Below are 18,760 nucleotides of genomic sequence, written 5' to 3' on the forward strand. Positions count from 1 at the left end.
TTGCGTTGCAAGCTCCTGATTCGTTAAAGGGGCGTGAGCCTTGTCGTCTGTTACAACGACGGTTATGCCGCGATGCAGTGAAACATGGTGCCCGCAATCCCATGAGACGGTGTGGCTAGGACAGGGTGCACAGAGCTATGCTTTGACGGTTTCTACCTCCCCCCCCACACCGATATCCGCCCATGAATGCGATTCGCGCAGCCGAACACGGCCAGTTCCATGACGTCGTCTTCGATGAACTGAAAAAAATCGACTATCCCGCGGAGCGCCTTAACGAGGCGCGATTTTTTATTGAGGCCTTCTTCGAGCGTATCGCTCCTGCCGATTACGCCCTCCACGCCCCCGGGCGCTGGGCTGCCCTTATCGCGGACCTGCTCTCCTTCGCCCGTGAGCGCACCGCCGGCCAGGCCAGGCTGCGGGTATACAACCCGGGCGTCTCCGGTTCACGTGCAGTGATCGAAGTCGTCACGGACGATATGCCTTTCCTCGTCGACACCGTGTCGATGGTGGCCGCCGCCCATGCGGAAATCCATGCCATCGTCCACCCTGTGGTACCCGTGGTCCGCTCGGTCGCCGGCGTTCTGGAGTCGCTGGGTTCGGGCGAGAAGACCGAGTCGATCATGCGCTTCGAGATCGACCGCCTCGACGACGCCCAGATCGAAACCCTGCGCGGCCAGCTCGAAACGGCCCTGGCCGATGTCCGCGAGACCGTGGCCGACTGGAAAGCCATGCGCGGCCGTATGGTCGAGGTCGCCGACGACCTCGGCAAGCGCGCGCTGCCGTACACGGCCGACGAAGTGCGCGAAGCCACCGAGTTCCTGCATTGGGTCGCCGACGACCACTTCACCTTCATGGGCTACCGCGAATACGTGGTCACGGCCGAAGGCGACGATGAGGTACTGAAGACCGTCGACGGCTCGGGCCTTGGCATCCTGCGCGCCGCGGAGCGCTCGCTGGCGCCGCGCTCGCTGCGCACCCTGGTAGCCTCGGAGATGCCGCGTTCGGGTTCCACCGACGCCATCATCCTCACCAAGACCAACGCCCGCTCGCCGATCCACCGTGCGGGCTACATGGATTACATCGGCGTCCTCAAGTTCGACGACAAGGGCCGCCCGGTGGCCGAACAGCGCTTCCTCGGCCTGTTCTCCTCCAACGCGTACATGGCCCACCCGCAGCACGTGCCGCTGGTGCGCGACAAGTGCGAGGCCGTGATGGCCCGCTCGGGCCTGAAGCGCGATTCGTACTCGGGCAAGTCGCTGCGCCACATCCTCGATACGCTGCCGCGCGACGAACTGTTCCAGTGCAGCACCGACGAGCTCTTTGCGCTGTCCATCGGCCTGCTCGAACTGGCACAGCGCACGCGCACGCGCCTGTTCATCCGTCGCGACAGCTACGGCCGCTTCTTCTCGTGCCTGGTCTACATTCCGCGCGACCGCTTCAACACCGCCGTGCGTGAGCGCGTGGAAGGCGTGCTGCGTGAAGCGTTCCACGGCGAGCACGTGGATTCCGCCGTGCTGATGGGCGAGGCCGCCCTGGTGCGCCTGCATGTCGTGGTGCGCCCGCGCATCGGCGACCACCCGGTCTACGACGCCGCCGCCATGGAAGCGCAGATCGCCTCCATTGCCCGCAACTGGTACGACGAGCTGCGCGACCGCCTGGTCGAGAGCATGGGCGAGCAGCAGGGCATCATCCTTGCCAATCGCTATGGCAAGGCATTGCCTGCCGGCTACGTCGACGAAGTGTCGCCGCAGGTCGCTGCCACCGACGTGGCAGCGCTGGCGGGCCTCGACGGCCCCGACGCCATCAGCATGTCGTTCTACCACCCGCCGCATCGTCCTGAAGAACTTCGCTTCAAGGTCTACCGTTCGGGTTCGGACATCGCACTCTCCGAAGTGCTGCCGCAGCTGGAAAACCTCGGCCTGCGCGTGCTCACCGAGCACATGTACGAAGTGAAGCAGGGCGAAAGCGCGCTCTACATCCAGGATTTCGAAGTCCAGCCGGTCGGCCGCCTCGCCTTCGAGGTGGAGCAGGTCGGTACGATCTTCGAAGACGCCTTCGAGCAGATCTGGCGCGGCAACGCCGAGAACGACGGCTTCAACCGCCTCGTGCTGGGCGCCAAGCTCAACTGGCGCCAGGTTGCCGTGCTGCGCGGCTACTGCAAATACCTGCTGCAGACGGGCGTGGCCTTCTCGCAGGCGTACATGGAAGACGCCCTCAACCGTTACCCGGCCATCGCCGGCCTCATCATCGAGCTGTTCAACGCGCGCTTCGATCCACGCCGCGAAAACCTCGACGAGAAGGCCCTGGCCTACGCCGAGGGCATGCTCTCGCACGAGATGCACGCGCTGATCGACCATGACGTCCTGGCGGCCCAGCCGGCGCTCATCGGCAACCTCGTCGCCTCCCTGGCCCGTCCGCGCGACGAACAGGCGGTGGCGGTGGAAGAAGCCATCAACGCGCTGCTCGACAACGTCTCCAGCCTCGACGAAGACCGCATCCTGCGCAGCTACATCGCGCTGGTGCACGCTACCCTGCGTACCAGCTTCTTCCAGGCATGGGACGGTGCGTTCCGTTCCTACGTCAGCTTCAAGTTCGATTCGCACCAGGTGCCCGACCTCGCCAAGCCGGTGCCGTTCCGCGAGATCTTCGTCTACGCCCCGCGCGTCGAGGGCATCCACCTGCGCTTCGGCTCGGTGGCCCGTGGCGGCCTGCGCTGGTCCGATCGCCGCGAAGACTTCCGCACGGAAGTGCTGGGCCTGGTGAAGGCGCAGATGGTGAAGAACACGGTCATCGTGCCGGTCGGCTCGAAGGGCGGCTTCTTCGTGAAGCGTCCGCCGGTGGGCGGCGATCGCGACGCCCAGCTGGCCGAAGGCATCGCCTGCTACCGCATGTTCATCAACGGCCTGCTCGACATCACCGACAACCTCGTCGAGGGCAAGGTGGTGCCGCCGCACGATGTCGTGCGCCATGACAACGACGATCCGTATCTCGTGGTTGCCGCCGACAAGGGCACGGCCACCTTCTCGGATATCGCCAACGCCATCTCCACGGAGCACGGCTTCTGGCTCGACGACGCATTCGCCTCGGGCGGCTCCTACGGTTACGACCACAAGGGCATGGGCATCACGGCCAAGGGCGCATGGGAGTCGGTCAAGCGCCACTTCCGTGCGATGGGCCGCGACAGCCAGAGCCAGGATTTCACCACGGTGGGCGTGGGTGACATGTCCGGCGACGTGTTCGGCAACGGCATGCTGCTTTCCGAGCACATCCGCCTGCTGGCCGCGTTCGACCATCGCCACATCTTCCTCGACCCGAACCCCGATGCGGCGAAGAGCTTCGTCGAACGCCAGCGCATGTTCGCCCTGCCGCGCTCGTCGTGGGATGACTACGACAAGTCGCTGATCTCGGCCGGTGGCGGCGTGTATCCGCGCAGTGCCAAGTCGATTCCGGTCTCGGCCGAAGTGAAGGCCGTGCTCGGCATCCGTTCCGATGCCACGCACATGGCACCGAATGACCTGCTCTCGGCCATCCTCAAGGCGCCGGTCGACCTGCTGTGGAACGGCGGTATCGGCACCTACGTGAAGGCCACCAGCGAAACGCATGCCGATGTGGGCGACCGCGCCAACAACGGCCTGCGCGTCAACGGCAACGAGCTGCGCTGCAAGGTCATCGGCGAAGGCGGCAACCTGGGCATGACCCAGAAGGGCCGCATCGAAGCCTCGCAGGCCGGTGTGCTGATGAATACCGACTTCATCGACAACTCCGCCGGTGTGGACACCTCCGATCACGAGGTGAACATCAAGATCCTGCTCAACGATGCCGTGCAGCGTGGCGAGCTCTCGTTCGACGGCCGCAACAAGCAGCTGGCCGAGATGACCGACGAAGTGGCCCGCCTGGTGCTGTGGGACAACTACCGCCAGAACCAGGCCATCACGCTCATGGAGCACCAGTCGGTCCGCCGTCTGGGTTCGATGGCGCACTTCATCACCACGCTGGAGGCCGAAGGCCTGCTCGATCGCCAGGTCGAGTCGCTGCCGAGTCAGGCCGAGCTTGCCGAGCGCAAGCAGAAGGGCCAGGGCCTTACCCGTCCGGAACTGTCGGTGCTGCTGTCGTACGACAAGATCCGCCTGTTCCAGCAATTGCTCGATTCCGACGTACCGGAAGATCCGTACCTGTCGCGCGAGCTGGTCCGCTACTTCCCCGTGCCGTTGCACGAGAAGTACGCCGAGCACATGCAGCGCCATCGCCTGAAGCGCGAGATCATCGCCACCGCGGTGACCAACTCGACGATCAACCGCATGGGCGCCACCTTCATGATGCGCATGCAGGAAGACACGGGCCACGGCCCGGCGTCGATCGCCAAGGCCTACACGGCTGCGCGCGAAATCCTGGATGCCCGTGAACTGTGGGCCGAGATCGAGGCGCTCGATGGCAAGGTGGCCGAAGACACCCAGATCGACGCCATCCTGCATATCTGGTCGCTGCTGCGTCATCTCACCCGCTGGCTGCTCAGCCGTCCGGGTGGCTCGCTCGACATCGCCGCCAACGTCGACCGCTATGCGGCCGAGGTGACGGTGCTGCGCAAGTCGCTGCCCGATGCCCTCACCGATACCGGTCGTGCCGATTTCGGCGCCAGCCAGGAGAAGTGGGAAGGCCTGGGCGTGCCCTCGTCGCTGGCGCTGCGGCTTGCCCGCATCCCGGTGCTGCGCGCGGCGCTCGACATGGTCGAAGTGTCGAAGCAGAGCGGCAAGGACATGGCCACGGTCGCCAAGGTCTTCTACGAACTGGGCGAGGCGCTCGACCTCGAATGGCTGCGTGGACAGATCGAGGCGCTGCCGGTGGAAGGTGCATGGCATGCGCAGGCCCGCGGTTCGCTGCTGGACGAGCTCAATGCCCAGCATCGTGCCCTGGCCGTGCAGGTGCTCGCCGTGGCCGGTGATCGCACCGACGTCAGCCCGGTCAAGGCCTGGCTGGAACGCGACGACGCCACGCTGAAGTACACCCGTACTATGCTGGCCGAAATCCTCACCCAGAACGCGGACTACCCGATCGCCTCGGTCGCCGTCCGCCGCCTGGCCCAGCTGGCCCAGATCCCGGTCTGACGGCCAGGGATGGGGCCTCGTGCCCCATCCTTCTTGTAGGAGCGCGCCTTGCGCGCGACCGCTACGGAGCCTGTGGTTCATGGCTTCGTAGCGGTCGCGCGCGAGGCGCGCTCCTACAGGCTATCGTTTCCCTGTTCGCAGGCGCTAAGCTGGGGGTCGGACCCTAGCCAGCACATTCATGCGCCTAGCCTTCGTAGCCAGCGAAACCGACGTTGCCCAACGTGCCCGAGCCGCGCTCGTGAAACGCTATGGCAGTGTCGAGCCCGGTGACGCCGACATCATCGTCTCGCTCGGTGGCGATGGCTTCATGCTGCGCACGCTGCATACCTATCGCTCGCTGGCCGTGCCCTTCTACGGCATGAAACTCGGCCGGCTGGGTTTTCTCATGAACAAGCACGATCTCGATGCGCTCGCCGAGCGCATCGAACGGGCGCATCCGGCCGTGCTGCATCCACTGGAAATGCACAGCACCTGCTGCGATGGCGTCGAACATCGTGCGCTGGCGTTCAATGAAGTGGCGCTTTTGCGGCAGAGCAACCAGGCCGCCCACCTGCAGGTTCGTTTGAACGGCGAGGTAAAGCTCGACGAGCTGGTCTGCGACGGCATCCTGGTCAGCACGCCGGCGGGCTCCACGGCTTACAACCTGTCTGCCCATGGCCCCATCCTCCCGCTCGACGCCAACGTGCTGGCGCTTACACCCATCAGCCCGTTCCGTCCTCGCCGCTGGCGCGGGGCGATCCTTCCGCACGCCACGAAGGTCGGCTTCGACACCAAGGACCCGAACAAACGCCCGATCAGCGCAACGGCCGACTTCCACGAGGTGCGCGACGTGCGCGCCGTCGAAGTACGCCAGTCGCGCCGCAATTCGGTCCGCCTGCTGTTCGACCCCGAACACAACCTCCAGCAGCGCATCCTGGACGAGCAGTTCGCTCCGTAGCCACGCTTTATCGCCGATGCGATCGACTCCCACCCCTCCGGTAGGTTGCTTACCGAAGGCGTGTGAGCGACACGTAGCTACTCTGTAGGAGCGCGCCTTGCGCGCGACCGGATCAGCGCGAAACCCCGGTCGCGCGCAAGGCGCGCTCCTACAGGGCGGTGGTGGGCGTTACGATAAGTACAGCACGCCCACGGAACCACCCCGCATGACCCTCGCCCCGGTCCCACCCAACGCACACGCCGCCTCATCCGCCAACGACAACCGCCTCGTCGTGGCGATCTCCTCGCGCGCCCTGTTCGACATGGGTGACAGCCACGACCTGTTCGAACGCGAAGGTATCGACGCTTTCCGTGCCTACCAGATCGAACACGAGGACGAGCTGCTCCAGCCGGGCGTGGCCTTTCCCCTCGTACAGAAACTGCTCGACCTGAACCGTCTTTCCGGCGACGTGCCGCCGGTCGAGGTGATCCTGCTGTCGCGCAATTCCGGCGATACCGGCCTGCGCATCTTCAACGCCATCCAGCATTACGGCCTGGACATCTCCCGTGCGGCGTTCACCAGCGGAGCGCCCACGTCCGACTACATCGCACCTTTCAAGGCCGACCTGTTTCTTTCAGCAAATGCCGAAGACGTGGGCAGGGCGCTGCGCGCCGGTGTCGCCGCCGCCACGATCCTGCCTTCGACGGCCGCGCCGCGCTCTTCCGAGCAACTGCGCATCGCCTTCGATGGCGACGCCGTTATCTTCGGCGACGAGGGCGAACGGGTGTCGAAGGAACAGGGCCTGGATGCCTTTCACGCCAGCGAGACCGCCCGTTGGGCCGAGCCACTGTCCGGTGGACCATTCCGTGGCTTCCTGTCGGCCCTGCATCGTTTGCAGGCGGCGTTTCCCGCAGAGGATTCGCCGATCCGCACGGCCCTGGTCACCGCGCGTTCTGCGCCGGCGCACAAGCGCGTGATCCTGACCTTGCGCAAGTGGGGTGTGCGCATCGACGAGGCGTTGTTCCTGGGCGGTCGCGACAAGGGGCCGTTCCTCGATGCCTTCGGCGCGGACATCTTCTTCGACGATTCCCCCGCCAACGTGGAATCCGCCCGCCGCGTAGTCGCCACCGGCCACGTCCCCCACGGCGTCTCAAACCTGTAGGAGCGCGCCTGCGCGCGACCGGTTGTCGCGAAACGCCGGCCGCGCTGTTAAACGATGTTGGTCCAGCGCCACCATTGCGTGCGCTTTTCCTCGCGCACGAAAGTGAACAGGCCTGCGCCAAGAATCATCACGATGCCGACCAGCATCGGCCAGTCCAGGTGATCGTGGAAAAACAGGTAGCCGAACAGGATGGCCCAGAGCATCTGGCTGTACTGCGTCGGCGCCACGCGATTGGCCGGTGCCTTCTGCGTGGCAAGCATCAGCAGCACCGCACCGGCGGCGGCCAGCAGGCCGTAGCCCAGTACCAGCACCCACTGGTGGACGTCGGGCCAGACGAAATGCGGCAGCATCATGATGAAGCCGGCGATCATCGGCCCGACCACGCCTGCTCCGTAAAGGGTAATGCGCTTCTCCGTGGCGCCGGCCATGCGCAGGGCGATGATCGACAAGGCACCCGCGATGCCGCAGATGATCGCCGCCACATGCCCCGTGCTGAGTTCGCGGAAGCCGGGGCGCAACACCACCAGCACGCCGACGAAACCCACCACCACGGCCGACCAGCGTCGCCAGCCCACCTGCTCGCGCAGGAAGATCACCGACAGGATGGTCACGAAGATCGGCAGCAGGAAGATCAGCGAGAACGCCTCGGCCATGGGTAGCGCCGTGAAGGCCATCACCGACGTGACATTGCCGATGGCGCCGGCCATGGCCCGCAGCAGCCACAGGCCGGGCATCTTCGACACCACCACCTCGCTCCAGCGGTCGCCGGGCTTTTTGAGGAAGGGCAGGGCAGCCAGCGCGAGGATGGCGCCGAAGAACACCGTCTCGTAGGGCGGGAGGGTGCCTTCCAGTGCCTTAACGAAGGCGTCGCTCCATGCATAGGCGGCGTAGCAGGCGAAACCGAGGAGCACACCTTTGAACATGGGAGGTTCCGGTCAGCCGGGAGGTTGCCCATTATGCAAGCGCTTTCGGTGTGCGTGTCTTGTCAATCCGCAGCGGAAAGCACGGAGCCGACCACCGTCAGCGGAGCGTCGCCCCGGACGATATGAAGCCGGGTGTCGTCTTCTGGCGTTCCATGCGCCAGAAAGCCGCGGAACGGCGGTGGTGCAACGAGGCTGCCTTCCTCCATCGACCAGACCTGATGGGCCGCGCCGCCACGACATTCGCTCCAGCGGATATCGTCGGCCGCCTTCACCGTGAGGCAATGACCCCAGGCATTCGTGACGGTGGCCGCGCTGCCCGGCGGGGGCATGCGGACGCGGGCGATGTCTCCCCGCCACGTGAGCACCCGGAGACCATCGTCACGCCAGTGAAGAGCCCCCGCGATGCCACGGGCCTGCACGATGGCGTGGATGGGACGGTCCGTGGCGTTGTCCAGTGCGACGAAGTCGCCATTGGCCTGCTCGAACACGAGCGCGCCTTCCCACGCAGGCGGCACATCGGTGGCTATGGCGACGGAAGAGGCGGCAATGCCCGTGGCGAGACAGATCAATGCGGTACGCAGGGATGGCATGGGGCGGATGTCCTGTGGGCAAAATGGCAGTGTCGTCGGTGGGCCCGGTGCCGCAGCAGCGGTGCACGCTGAAAACCATGTAGGCCCATGAAGCCGATTTGTTGCGCCCCGCCATGACCGCGCCATGGCGCAGGTCTACAATCAGGGGCTTTTCCGGCTGCCCTTCGCGAGTACCCGTATGGCCCATCGTCTCGACCCGCTCGATCTCTACGACGTCCGTTCGCTGCTTACCGAAGAAGAGCGGATGGTGCAGGACACCGTTGGCCGCTTTGTCGATGAAAAGGTGCTGCCGATCATCGGCGACGCTTTCGACAAGGGCCGCTTCCCCGCCGAACTGGTGCCCGAGATCGCCTCCCTGGGCCTGCTGGGTGCGACGCTGCCCGAGGAATACGGCTGCGCCGGCATGAACGCCGTCAGCTACGGCCTGATCTGCCAGGAGCTGGAACGCGGCGATTCGGGCCTGCGCAGCTTTGCCTCGGTGCAGAGCTCGCTGTGCATGTATCCCATCTACGCCTACGGCTCCGAAGAGCAGAAGCGTGAATACCTGCCGCGCATGGCCGCGGGCGAGGTCATCGGCTGCTTCGGCCTCACGGAGCCCCATGGCGGCTCCGACCCGGCCAACATGAAGACGGTGGCGCGCAAGGACGGTGGCGACTGGGTGATCAACGGCGCCAAGATGTGGATCACCAACGGCAACCTGGCGCATATCGCCATCGTCTGGGCGCAGACCGACGACGGCATCCAGGGCTTCATCGTGCCGACGGACACCAAGGGCTTCGCCGCTCAGGAAGTCCACAAGAAGATGAGCCTGCGCGCCTCGGTCACCTCCGGCCTGTTCTTCGACGACGTGCGCGTGCCGGACAGCGCGCGCCTGCCGAACGTGAAGGGCCTGAAGGGCCCGCTCGGCTGCCTCACCCAGGCCCGTTACGGCATCACCTGGGGCCCGATCGGCGCCGCGCAGGCCTGCCTGAAGGAAGTACTCGACTACACCGCGCAGCGCATCCTGTTCAATCGTCCGCTGGCCGCCAACCAGGCCGTGCAGGTGAAGCTGGCCGACATGGCCCGTCGCATCACCACGGCGCAGCTGCTGTCGCTCCAGCTCGGTCGCCTGAAGGACGCCGGCACCATGCAGCCCACGCAGGTCTCGCTGGCGAAGTGGAATAACGTGCGCATGGCGATCGATATCGCCCGCGACTGCCGTGACATCCTCGGCGGCGCAGGCATCACCACCGAGCACTCGGCCATCCGTCACGCCCTGAACCTCGAATCGGTCATCACCTACGAAGGCACCGAAACGGTGCACCAGCTGGTGGTGGGCCGCGAACTGACCGGCATCAACGCGTTCTGAGGCCAATCGCCATGCATGGACTGCGCATCGAGACCGATCGCCTGATCCTCCGGCCCACGGCGGCGGAGGATTTCGACGCCTGGGCCGAGTGCCTGGGCGATCCGGAGGTCATGACCTTCCTCGGTGGGACGCAGTCGCGTGCGCTGGCGTGGCGCAACTTCATGACCATGGCCGGCAGTTGGGCGATCCTCGGGTTTGGCATGTTCTCGGTCATCGAGCGCTCTACGGGACGCTGGATGGGCCGTCTCGGCCCCTGGCAGCCGGAAGGCTGGCCGGGGCACGAGATCGGCTGGGGCCTCAACCGCGAGAGCTGGGGCAAGGGCTATGCCACCGAAGGTGCGGCAGCCTCCATGGACTGGGCGTTCGACAACCTGCCGTGGACCGAGATCATTCATTCGATCGATCCGGAAAACCATGCATCGATCGCGCTGGCCAGGCGGCTCGGTTCTACCCTGAAGGGTCCGGGCAAGCTTCCGGAACCTTCCGCCGACCACCGGATCGACCTGTGGGGACAGACCCGCGACGAGTGGAAAGCCCGCCGGCGTTAGTCCCCGCTTTCATCACTGATTCCCTTTCCCCCGGAAGTTCGTCCATGTCCGTTCCGCATCCCATTCCCGCACGTCACAAAGGTTTCAATCGCGCCGAGATCGTCGACCAGAACTTCGTCGAATTCGTGCAGTTCTGGCAGGGTGACGTCGCCCAGGCGCCGGGTGACGACGAACCCGTGCTTCCCGGCAGCGCGCTGGATGCGCGCGGCTTTCGCGAGCTGCTCGAATCGCAGCTGATCAGCCGCCACCTCGACCTCATGGCGCGCGTGTTGCGCGTGCAGAACAAGGTGTTCTACACCATCGGCTCGTCGGGCCATGAAGGCAACGCGATGGTGGCCCGGCTCACCCGGCATACCGATCCGGCCTTCCTGCATTACCGCAGTGGCGGCTTCATGGCCGAGCGATTCCGCAAGCTGCCCGGCATGGACCCGGTGATGGATTCGGCGCTGTCCTTCGCGGCCAGCAGCGAAGACCCGGCCTCTGGCGGACGACACAAGGTATGGGGCAGCAAGCCGTTGTGGGTGCTTCCGCAGACATCCACCATTGCCTCGCACCTGCCCAAGGCATTGGGGACGGCCATCGCCATCGAGCAGGCCGGGCGCATCCGCCATGCGCTGCCGATTCCGGGCGATTCGATCACGGTGTGCTCGTTTGGTGACGCATCGTCAAACCACGCCACGGCGCAGACGGCTTTCAATGCGGCAGCGTGGACGGCCTATCAGAAGCTTCCCGCACCCGTGCTCTTCGTCTGCGAGGACAATGGCATCGGCATCTCGGTGAAGACGCCGACGGGGTGGGTGGCGAACAATTTCGAACGACGCGCGAACCTCGATTACTTCTACGCCGACGGCCTGGACCTGGCCGGCGGCTACGCGAATGTGCAGCGCGCTGTTGAACACTGCCGTACGACACGGCGCCCCACCTTCCTGCATCTCAACACCACTCGCGTGATGGGACATGCAGGCACCGATTTCGAGATCGAGTGGCGCTCGGTGGAAGAGCTGGTCGCCCTGGAAGCGACCGATCCGCTGTTGCGCAGCGCGACCATTGCACTGGCTTCGGGCCTTTACGACCGGGACAGCCTGCTCAATCTCTATTCCGATGTGCGCAAGCGATGCTTCGCGGCGGCGGAAGACGCCGACAGCCGCCCCAGGCTGACCTCGCTGGCCGATGTCATGAAGCCACTGGCGCCTTATACGCCGGATGCGGTGCGGGCCGAAGCGGAGCGCGCACCGGATGAAACCGAGCGTGTGCGGGCATTTGGTGGTGCCGAGAAGCTGCCCGAAAAGCAGCCGCCGCGCCACCTTGCGATCCAGATCGGTCAGGCGCTGCACGATCTGATGGCCAAGTACCCCGAGAGCCTGCTGTTCGGTGAGGACGTGGCGCAGAAGGGCGGCGTGTATACGGTTACCAAGGGCCTGCACAAGGCGTTCCGCAACGCACGCGTGTTCAACACGCTGCTCGACGAGACCATGATTCTCGGCCTGGCGCAGGGCTACGCCAACATGGGCATGCTGCCGCTGCCCGAGATCCAGTACCTTGCGTATTTCCACAACGCCTGCGACCAGATCCGCGGCGAGGCGTCGTCGCTGCAGTTCTTCTCCAACGACCAGTACCGCAACCCGATGCTGATGCGCGTGGCGTCGCTGGGTTATCAGCGGGGGTTTGGTGGGCATTTCCACAACGACAACTCGATCACCGCGCTGCGCGATATTCCCGGCCTGGTGGTGGGTTGCCCCAGCCGTGGTGACGACGCGGCGACCATGCTGCGCACCATGGCGGCGCTGGCCAAGGTAGACGGCCGCGTCACCGCCTTCCTCGAACCTATCGCGCTGTACATGACCAAGGACCTCTACGAGGCCGGCGACGGGCAGTGGCAGTTCACGTATCCGGCACCGGGCGAGGCGATGCCCCTGGGCGAGGGCCGGGTATACGGCGAGGGCGCTGATGATCTGGTGATCTTCACCTTCGGCAACGGCGTACCCATGAGCCTGCGTGCGGCGAAGCGCATCGAGGCCGAGCATGGCTGGAAAGTGCGTGTGGTCGACCTGCGCTGGCTGGTGCCACTCAATGACGCCTTCATCGCAGCGCAGGCCGCCACGGCGAAACGCATCATCGTGGTAGATGAAGGTCGCAAGAGCGCTGGCGTGGGCGAGGGCGTGATCACCGCCATCGTCGAAGGCGGTTTCGGTGCAACGCCGCTACGCCGCGTGGTGGGCGCCGACACATTCACCCCGCTGGCCGGCGCGGCCTTCCTCGTGCTCCCGGGCGACGACGACATCGTAACCGCCGCCAAATCCCTGTAGGAGCGCGCCTCGCGCGCGACCGCACAGGCGACAGCCCGTCAAAAGGAGGCCCGGCGCACGATCGATCACCCGGTCGCGCGCAAGGCGCGCTCCTACAGGGCAGATTGCGACCTGGTTGGGTTCTTGTAGGAGCGCGCCTCGCGCGCGACCGTACAGGCGACGGCCCATCAAAAGGGAGCCCAGCGCGTGATCGATCACCCGGTCGCGCGCAAGGCGCGCTCCTACAAGGGTCAGGTGGGCGTGGGGGCGGCCATGACTCCGAAGCGCTCAAGCAACAAGGTCTGCGCATCCCGCACCGGCTGCCCACTTGCCGGCTGCAGCAAGGCATAACTGCCGTCGGCCTGCTGTAACCATGCGGAATGATTGTCGTTGAGGTAGTAATCCAGCTCGCGGCGCACACGCTGCTGGAGCTTCTTGCCCTCGATGGGGAAACAGGTTTCCACGCGGCGTTCGAGGTTGCGCTCCATCATGTCCGCGCTGGCGAGGTAAAGATCCGGCTCACCATCGTTATGGAACCAGTAAACGCGGCTGTGTTCAAGGAAGCGTCCGACCACCGAGCGCACGCGGATGTTCTGCGAAACGCCCGGAATCCCCGAGCGCAGGCAGCACATGCCACGCACGATCAGCTCGATCTTCACGCCAGCCTGGCTGGCACGGTACAGGGCACGGATCATCTTCGGGTCGGTGACCGCATTGACCTTGCAGATGATCTCGGCCTTCTTGCCCGCCGCGGCATTGGCGGCCTCGCGGGCGATCAGATCCAGCAATGTCTTCTTCAGGGTGAACGGCGCATAGAGCATGCGCTTCATCTTCAGCGCCTTGCCCATGCCGGTGAGCAGGCGGAACAGGCGATGGACGTCGTCGCAGAGGGCTTCGTCGGAGGTCAGCAGGCTGTAATCGGTGTAGAGGCGCGCATTGCCCGAGTGGTAGTTGCCCGTGCCCAGGTGGGCGTAGCTCACCAGCTTGCCATTCTCGCGGCGTTGCACGTAGGCCAGCTTGGCATGCGTCTTCACGCCCACCACGCCATAAGTGACCACGGCACCGGCCTGTTGCAGGCGCGATGCCAGGCTGAGGTTGGATTCTTCGTCGAAGCGGGCGCGCAGCTCCACCACGGCCGTCACCTCCTTGCCCGCACGCGCGGCTTCCACCAGCGCATCCACGATTTCGGAGTTGGCACCGCTGCGATACAGCGTCTGCTTGATGGTGAGTACCTGCGGGTCTTTCGCGGCCTGCCGCAGGAAATCCACCACGGGCGAGAAGGATTCGAACGGGTGATAGAGCAGTACGTCCTGCTTTCCGATCACCGAGAACATGTCTTCGGCAGCGGTGAGCGCCTTGGGCAGTGCCGGCACGAAGGTAGGGTATTGCAGTCGGGCGTACTCGGGCTTCAGCGTCATCTCGAACAGGCGGGCGAGGTTCACCGGCCCGTTCACTTCATAAAGCGAGTCGGCGTCGAGCGAGTATTGCTTCAGCAGGTAATCGACCAGCGGCTTCGGGCAGTTGTCGGCCACTTCAAGACGCACCGCATCGCCATAGCGACGCGAGAACAGTTCACCACGCAGCGTGCGGGCGAGGTCTTCCACGTCTTCCGGGTCGATCGACAGATCGGCGTTGCGGGTGAGGCGGAACTGGTACGAACCCAGTACGCGCATGCCGGGGAACAGGTCGTCGGCATGCGCATGGATGATCGACGAGAGCAGCACGTAGTTGTCGCCGTCTTCGCAGACGTCGGACGGCAGACGGATGAGTCGCGGCAGGATGCGGGGGGCCGGCACGATGGCAAGGCCCGAGTCGCGACCGAAGGCATCGGTGCCCTCCAGCTGCACGATGAAGTTGAGGCTCTTGTTGACCAGGCGCGGAAAGGGGTGCGTGGGATCAAGGCCGATGGGCGTGATCAGCGGTGCCACTTCGTGGCGGAAATAGCGGCGCACCCAGAGCTTCTGCTTGTGCGACCACTGGTTGCGGCGCACGATGCGGATGCGTTCCTCTTCCAGCGCGGGAAGAATTTTTTCGTTGAGTATCTGGTATTGCCGCTCGATCTGCCGGTGGGCGATCTCGGAGATTTCGGCCAGCACGCGACGCGGAGGTATGCCGTCGGCGCCGATCACTTCATGGTCGAAGGCAATCTGCTGCTTCAACCCCGCCACACGGATCTCGAAGAACTCGTCCATGTTGGACGAGAAGATGAGCAGGAATTTCAGGCGCTCGATCAGCGGCTTGGTTTCGTCCAGGGCCTGGTCGAGCACGCGGATGTTGAATTGCAGCTGCGACAGCTCGCGGTGAATGTAAAGCGCCGGGTCGTTCAGATCGACACCGGGCTGCTCCGGCGGTGCGGGCAGGCGGGGCGCGGGGGCCTTGAGCGTGGCGTTCGACTCGGTGGGGGGCGTCATCGTATCCAGGGCAGCGGTCCTCATCGCAGATCGCGACGAACCCATGTTACGCCGCCCGGCGAGCTTATGACTGCGCTTTTACATCGCCGTGACATCATGGGCCGGAATCGGCTTGATATGGCAGTGGAATGAGGTGATGTGCCGGTGAAGAGCCGATGATGCGTCGTCGTGTCTGCTGGTGGACCGGGGCGCTGGGTTCCTGCTTTCGCAGGAACGACGGGCTACAGGATTGATATTCCCGGCCTACCCCTCTCGTCGTTCCTGCGAAAGCAGGAACCCAGCGCCGTGCAGTGGGTTATCGCGAGGGCGTCAGTTCGTCTGCAAGCCGCGAAGTTCGACCAGATCACCATCGATCCGCAACACCGACCCGTGGTCGTACCAGTCACCGAGCACGATGCGTTGCGCGGGCGCACCATCGAGCGCGAAGTCATGAACGGCAGGACGATGCGTATGCCCATGGACCAACCGGCGAACGCCAGCCTTCCGCATGGCATCTTCGACAGCCTGCTGGTTGGCATCCATGATGGTCTCGTCCGTGCTCCCTGTCTTCGCCTTGCTGTCGTTGCGCGCGTTGGCGGCAAAGGCACGGCGCGCCTCCAGCGACATGGACAGGATCTGCTGCTTCCACGCATCCGTGCGCACTTGTGCGCGCACGGTCTGGTAGGCGACGTCATCGGTGCACAGCACGTCGCCATGCATCAGCAGGGTAGGCGTGCCTTCGATGTCGTGAACCACGCCATCGTCCAGCAACGTCAGGCCGGCGCGTTCGGCGAATGCATGGCCGAGCAGGAAATCACGATTGCCCACCATGAAATACACGGGCACGCCGGTGTCGCGCAGGGCGCGCGTGGCCTGAGCGATGCGGGAGGGAAGCTCCGCGTCGTCGTCGTCGCCGATCCATGCCTCGACGAGGTCGCCCAGGATGTAGACGGCGGATGCCGCGCGGGCTTCGTCGGAAGCAAGGTAGCGCTCGAACAGCGCCGTAATCTGCGGGCGCGCGTCGTCCAGGTGCAGGTCCGCGATGAACAGCGTGCTCATGCGGAGGTCTTGTCGTTTTTCTTGGTGTTCTTCTTCGGCGCGGCCGGCTTGGCCGATTCCGCGGCAGGCGCAGGTGCCTTGCTAGTGGAAGCGGCGGCCGGTGCCGCCTTCTCCTCGCCCACGACATAGGCCGAATCGATGATCACCAGGGGATTGGGCACATCGCTGACAAAGGGCCCCTGCGCACGCGTGGGCAGCTTGGCGATCTTGTCGACGGTGTCCATGCCCGAAACCACCTTGCCGAACACGGCGAAGCCCCAGGTCAGGCCGCTCTGGTTGCTCACGTAGTCGAGTCGACGGTTGTCCACGAGGTTCACGAAAAACTGCGAGGTGCCCGAGTTGGCGTCGGCACCACGTGCCACGGCCACGGTGCCACGCAGGTTCGACAGACCGTTGTCGGCTTCGCTGGGCACCGGCGCGCGCGTGCGGCGCTGGGTGAGGTCGCGGCTGTAGAGGCCGCCCTGCACCATGTAACCGTCGACGACGCGATGAAACACCGTGCCGTTATAGAAGCCATCACGCACGTACTGAAGGAAATTGGCAACGCTCTTGGGTGCCTTTTCCGGGTACAGCTCCAGGGTGAAGTCGCCCTGCGTGGTGTGCATCGTCACTCGGGGATGTTCCACGGGGCCCTGGGGCGCCGGGGAGGCCGGCTTGGCCGCCTGTTGGGCCAGCGCAGCGGCGGGCAGGGCGAGGAGGAGGCTGGCGAGGACGGCTCTTAGCATGGGTGACCGGTGCTTACGGCTGAACAATTCCGCCATGATACGCCCGTTTGCGCTGGCGGCCCTGAACTGTCTCATTCGGTGACGATCTCGAGTTCCAGGCCCAGTTCGGCCATGGGCTCGCGCTCCTGCTCGAGGTCGGCCTCGGTGAGCGGGTGCTGGTCGAGCCAGTCGGCAGGCAGCGACAGGCGCAGGCGCTGGCGGGTGGCGGCCACCCGGATGCGCGGGAGGGCATCCGCACGGCGGGCACGGCGGAACAGCACGCCCAGGCGCAGGATCGCGGTGATATGCCGGGCCAGCACGCGGTAGCGGGCCGGCAGGGCGGAAATCACGGACTTCTCGGGCTTGCGCCGGTGGCATTCCACGATGGCGGCCAGCAATTGCTGCTCCTGCCGCGAGAAGCCGGCCATGTCCGCGTGGCGCAAGATGTAGGCGCCGTGGCGCTGGTGCTGGCTGTGCGCGATGGCGAGGCCCAGCTCATGCACCCGGGAGGCCCAGGACAGCCATTCACGGCCGTCGTCGTCGAGCTTCCACACCTTGGCCAGCTGGTCGAACAGCGACAGGGCCGTGGTCTCCACGCGGCGCGCCTGCGCACGGTCCACGCCGTAGCGGCTGGCGAGCGAGTCGATGCTGGCCATGCGTGGGTCGGTGCCGGCCGAACGGCCGATCAGGTCCCACAGCAGGCCTTCGCGCATCGAGCTTTCCGACACACGGAGTCGCTCGATGCCCAGCGCCTCGAAGGCAGCCTCAAAGATAGCGACACCGCCGGCAAACACTTCGGCCCGATCCTCACCGAGGCCCGGCAGCTTGAGCATGCCGGACGATCCTTGCTCGATCAGGGCCTCGCGCACGACGGCCAGGGCCTCCGGCGTGACGCCGTCGTCCGAGAGCTTCATGGCCCGCACCACCGAGCCGATGGACTTGGCCGTGCCGGACGAACCATAGGCATCGGCCCAGCCAGCCTCGCGGTATTCCTCGGCGAACTGCTGCAACAGCACGCCGATTTCGCGACGGGCCTTCTGCCAGCGCTTGCGGGTGATCTTGCCCCCGGGGAAGAAGCGCATGGTGGAGGCGATGCAGCCTACCTGCACGCTTTCGGTATGCAGTGGCGACGTGCCCCTGCCGATGATGAATTCGGTGCTGCCGCCGCCGATGTCGATCACCAGGCGATGGTCGCGGGACGCGGGCAGGTCGTGGGAGGCACCCAGGAAGATCAGGCGGCCTTCCTCGCGTCCAGACACGATTTCCACCGGGTGCCCCAGCGCGGCCTCGGCAGCGGACAGGAAGGCATGAGGGGAGGCCAGGCGTCGCACGGTATTCGTGGCCACGGCGCGCACGTGCAGGGCAGGGATGCCCGCGATGCGCTGGCCGAAACGGGCGAGGCTGGCCAGGGCGGCGGCGCGGTGGTTGGCGTCGAGCGTGCCGTCGGGCCGCAGGCCTACCGCCATGCGCACCGAATCGCGCAGCCGGTCGATGACGCGGGGCTCGCCGTGTTCGTAGCGGGCCACCACCATGTGGAAGCTGTTGGAGCCTAGGTCGACGGCGGCGAGGAGTTCGCCCTCGTTGATCTGGGATTTACCGGATGTGGGCAAGGGAAATGTCCGCGGCAGCTTTAAGGGCGGATTTTGTCACGCATCGCCCCATCATTGTAGGAGCGCGCCTTGCGCGCGACCGGTTATCGCGAAAACCGGTGGATCATTCGCAACATCCGGTCG

12 protein-coding genes are annotated in these 18,760 nt (G+C 65.4%); 6 read left to right on the forward strand and 6 right to left on the reverse strand.

Annotated elements, in window-relative coordinates:
* Window positions 1-182 precede the first annotated feature (182 nt).
* The 3 genes from HBF25_RS15510 (at window position 183) to HBF25_RS15520 (ending at window position 7,180) form a co-directional block, all read left to right on the forward strand.
* Window positions 183-5,102 (forward strand): NAD-glutamate dehydrogenase, encoded by a 4,920-nt coding sequence (locus tag HBF25_RS15510; RefSeq protein WP_166949961.1) that lies wholly within the window; start codon window positions 183-185, stop codon window positions 5,100-5,102.
* 178 nt (window positions 5,103-5,280) lie between these two features.
* Complete coding sequence (locus HBF25_RS15515; RefSeq protein ID WP_166949963.1) at window positions 5,281-6,039, forward strand: NAD kinase; 759 nt, start codon at window positions 5,281-5,283, stop codon at window positions 6,037-6,039.
* A 205-nt stretch (window positions 6,040-6,244) separates the two neighbouring features.
* A complete protein-coding gene (locus tag HBF25_RS15520; protein WP_166949965.1) occupies window positions 6,245-7,180 on the forward strand; it encodes a 5'-nucleotidase in 936 nt (311 codons plus the stop codon).
* Window positions 7,181-7,227: 47 nt separating this feature from the next.
* Here HBF25_RS15520 and HBF25_RS15525 read toward each other — a convergent pair whose 3' ends face one another.
* Window positions 7,228-8,103 carry a DMT family transporter gene (locus HBF25_RS15525; protein ID WP_166949966.1) on the reverse strand — a complete coding sequence of 292 codons (876 nt, stop codon included), beginning with the start codon at window positions 8,101-8,103 and terminating at the stop codon, window positions 7,228-7,230.
* 62 nt (window positions 8,104-8,165) lie between these two features.
* A complete protein-coding gene (locus HBF25_RS15530; RefSeq protein WP_166949967.1) occupies window positions 8,166-8,693 on the reverse strand; it encodes a hypothetical protein in 528 nt (175 codons plus the stop codon).
* A gap of 178 nt (window positions 8,694-8,871) precedes the next feature.
* Here HBF25_RS15530 and HBF25_RS15535 point away from each other — a divergent pair, with 178 nt between their 5' ends.
* The 3 genes from HBF25_RS15535 to HBF25_RS15545 are packed head-to-tail and all read left to right on the forward strand — an operon-like array spanning window position 8,872 to window position 12,895.
* Window positions 8,872-10,041, forward strand: a complete 1,170-nt coding sequence (locus HBF25_RS15535; protein ID WP_166949968.1) for an acyl-CoA dehydrogenase family protein — start codon at window positions 8,872-8,874, stop codon at window positions 10,039-10,041.
* A 5-nt stretch (window positions 10,042-10,046) separates the two neighbouring features.
* Window positions 10,047-10,589: a GNAT family N-acetyltransferase gene (locus tag HBF25_RS15540; protein WP_425483500.1), complete on the forward strand. Its 543-nt coding sequence runs from the start codon at window positions 10,047-10,049 to the stop codon at window positions 10,587-10,589.
* Window positions 10,590-10,633: 44 nt separating this feature from the next.
* Complete coding sequence (locus HBF25_RS15545) at window positions 10,634-12,895, forward strand: thiamine pyrophosphate-dependent enzyme (RefSeq protein WP_166949971.1); 2,262 nt, start codon at window positions 10,634-10,636, stop codon at window positions 12,893-12,895.
* 230 nt (window positions 12,896-13,125) lie between these two features.
* On the opposite strand, the gene ppk1 is transcribed toward HBF25_RS15545, so the two are convergent.
* The 4 genes from ppk1 to HBF25_RS15565 all read right to left on the reverse strand — a co-directional run bounded on the left by ppk1 (window position 13,126) and on the right by HBF25_RS15565 (window position 18,637).
* Window positions 13,126-15,285, reverse strand: coding sequence for a polyphosphate kinase 1 (gene ppk1, locus HBF25_RS15550; RefSeq protein WP_166949972.1), 2,160 nt, complete (start codon window positions 15,283-15,285; stop codon window positions 13,126-13,128).
* A gap of 309 nt (window positions 15,286-15,594) precedes the next feature.
* Window positions 15,595-16,323, reverse strand: coding sequence for a UDP-2,3-diacylglucosamine diphosphatase (locus HBF25_RS15555; protein WP_166949973.1), 729 nt, complete (start codon window positions 16,321-16,323; stop codon window positions 15,595-15,597).
* On the reverse strand, window positions 16,320-17,048 hold the full coding sequence (locus HBF25_RS15560) for a peptidylprolyl isomerase (RefSeq protein WP_166949974.1): 729 nt from the start codon (window positions 17,046-17,048) through the stop codon (window positions 16,320-16,322). Before HBF25_RS15560 ends, HBF25_RS15555 begins: the two co-directional genes overlap by 4 nt.
* A gap of 71 nt (window positions 17,049-17,119) precedes the next feature.
* Window positions 17,120-18,637, reverse strand: a complete 1,518-nt coding sequence (locus HBF25_RS15565; protein WP_166949975.1) for a Ppx/GppA phosphatase family protein — start codon at window positions 18,635-18,637, stop codon at window positions 17,120-17,122.
* Between the last annotated feature and the right edge of the window lie 123 nt (window positions 18,638-18,760).

The organism is Luteibacter anthropi (genome assembly GCF_011759365.1).
GTDB classification, from domain to species: Bacteria; Pseudomonadota; Gammaproteobacteria; order Xanthomonadales; family Rhodanobacteraceae; genus Luteibacter; species Luteibacter anthropi.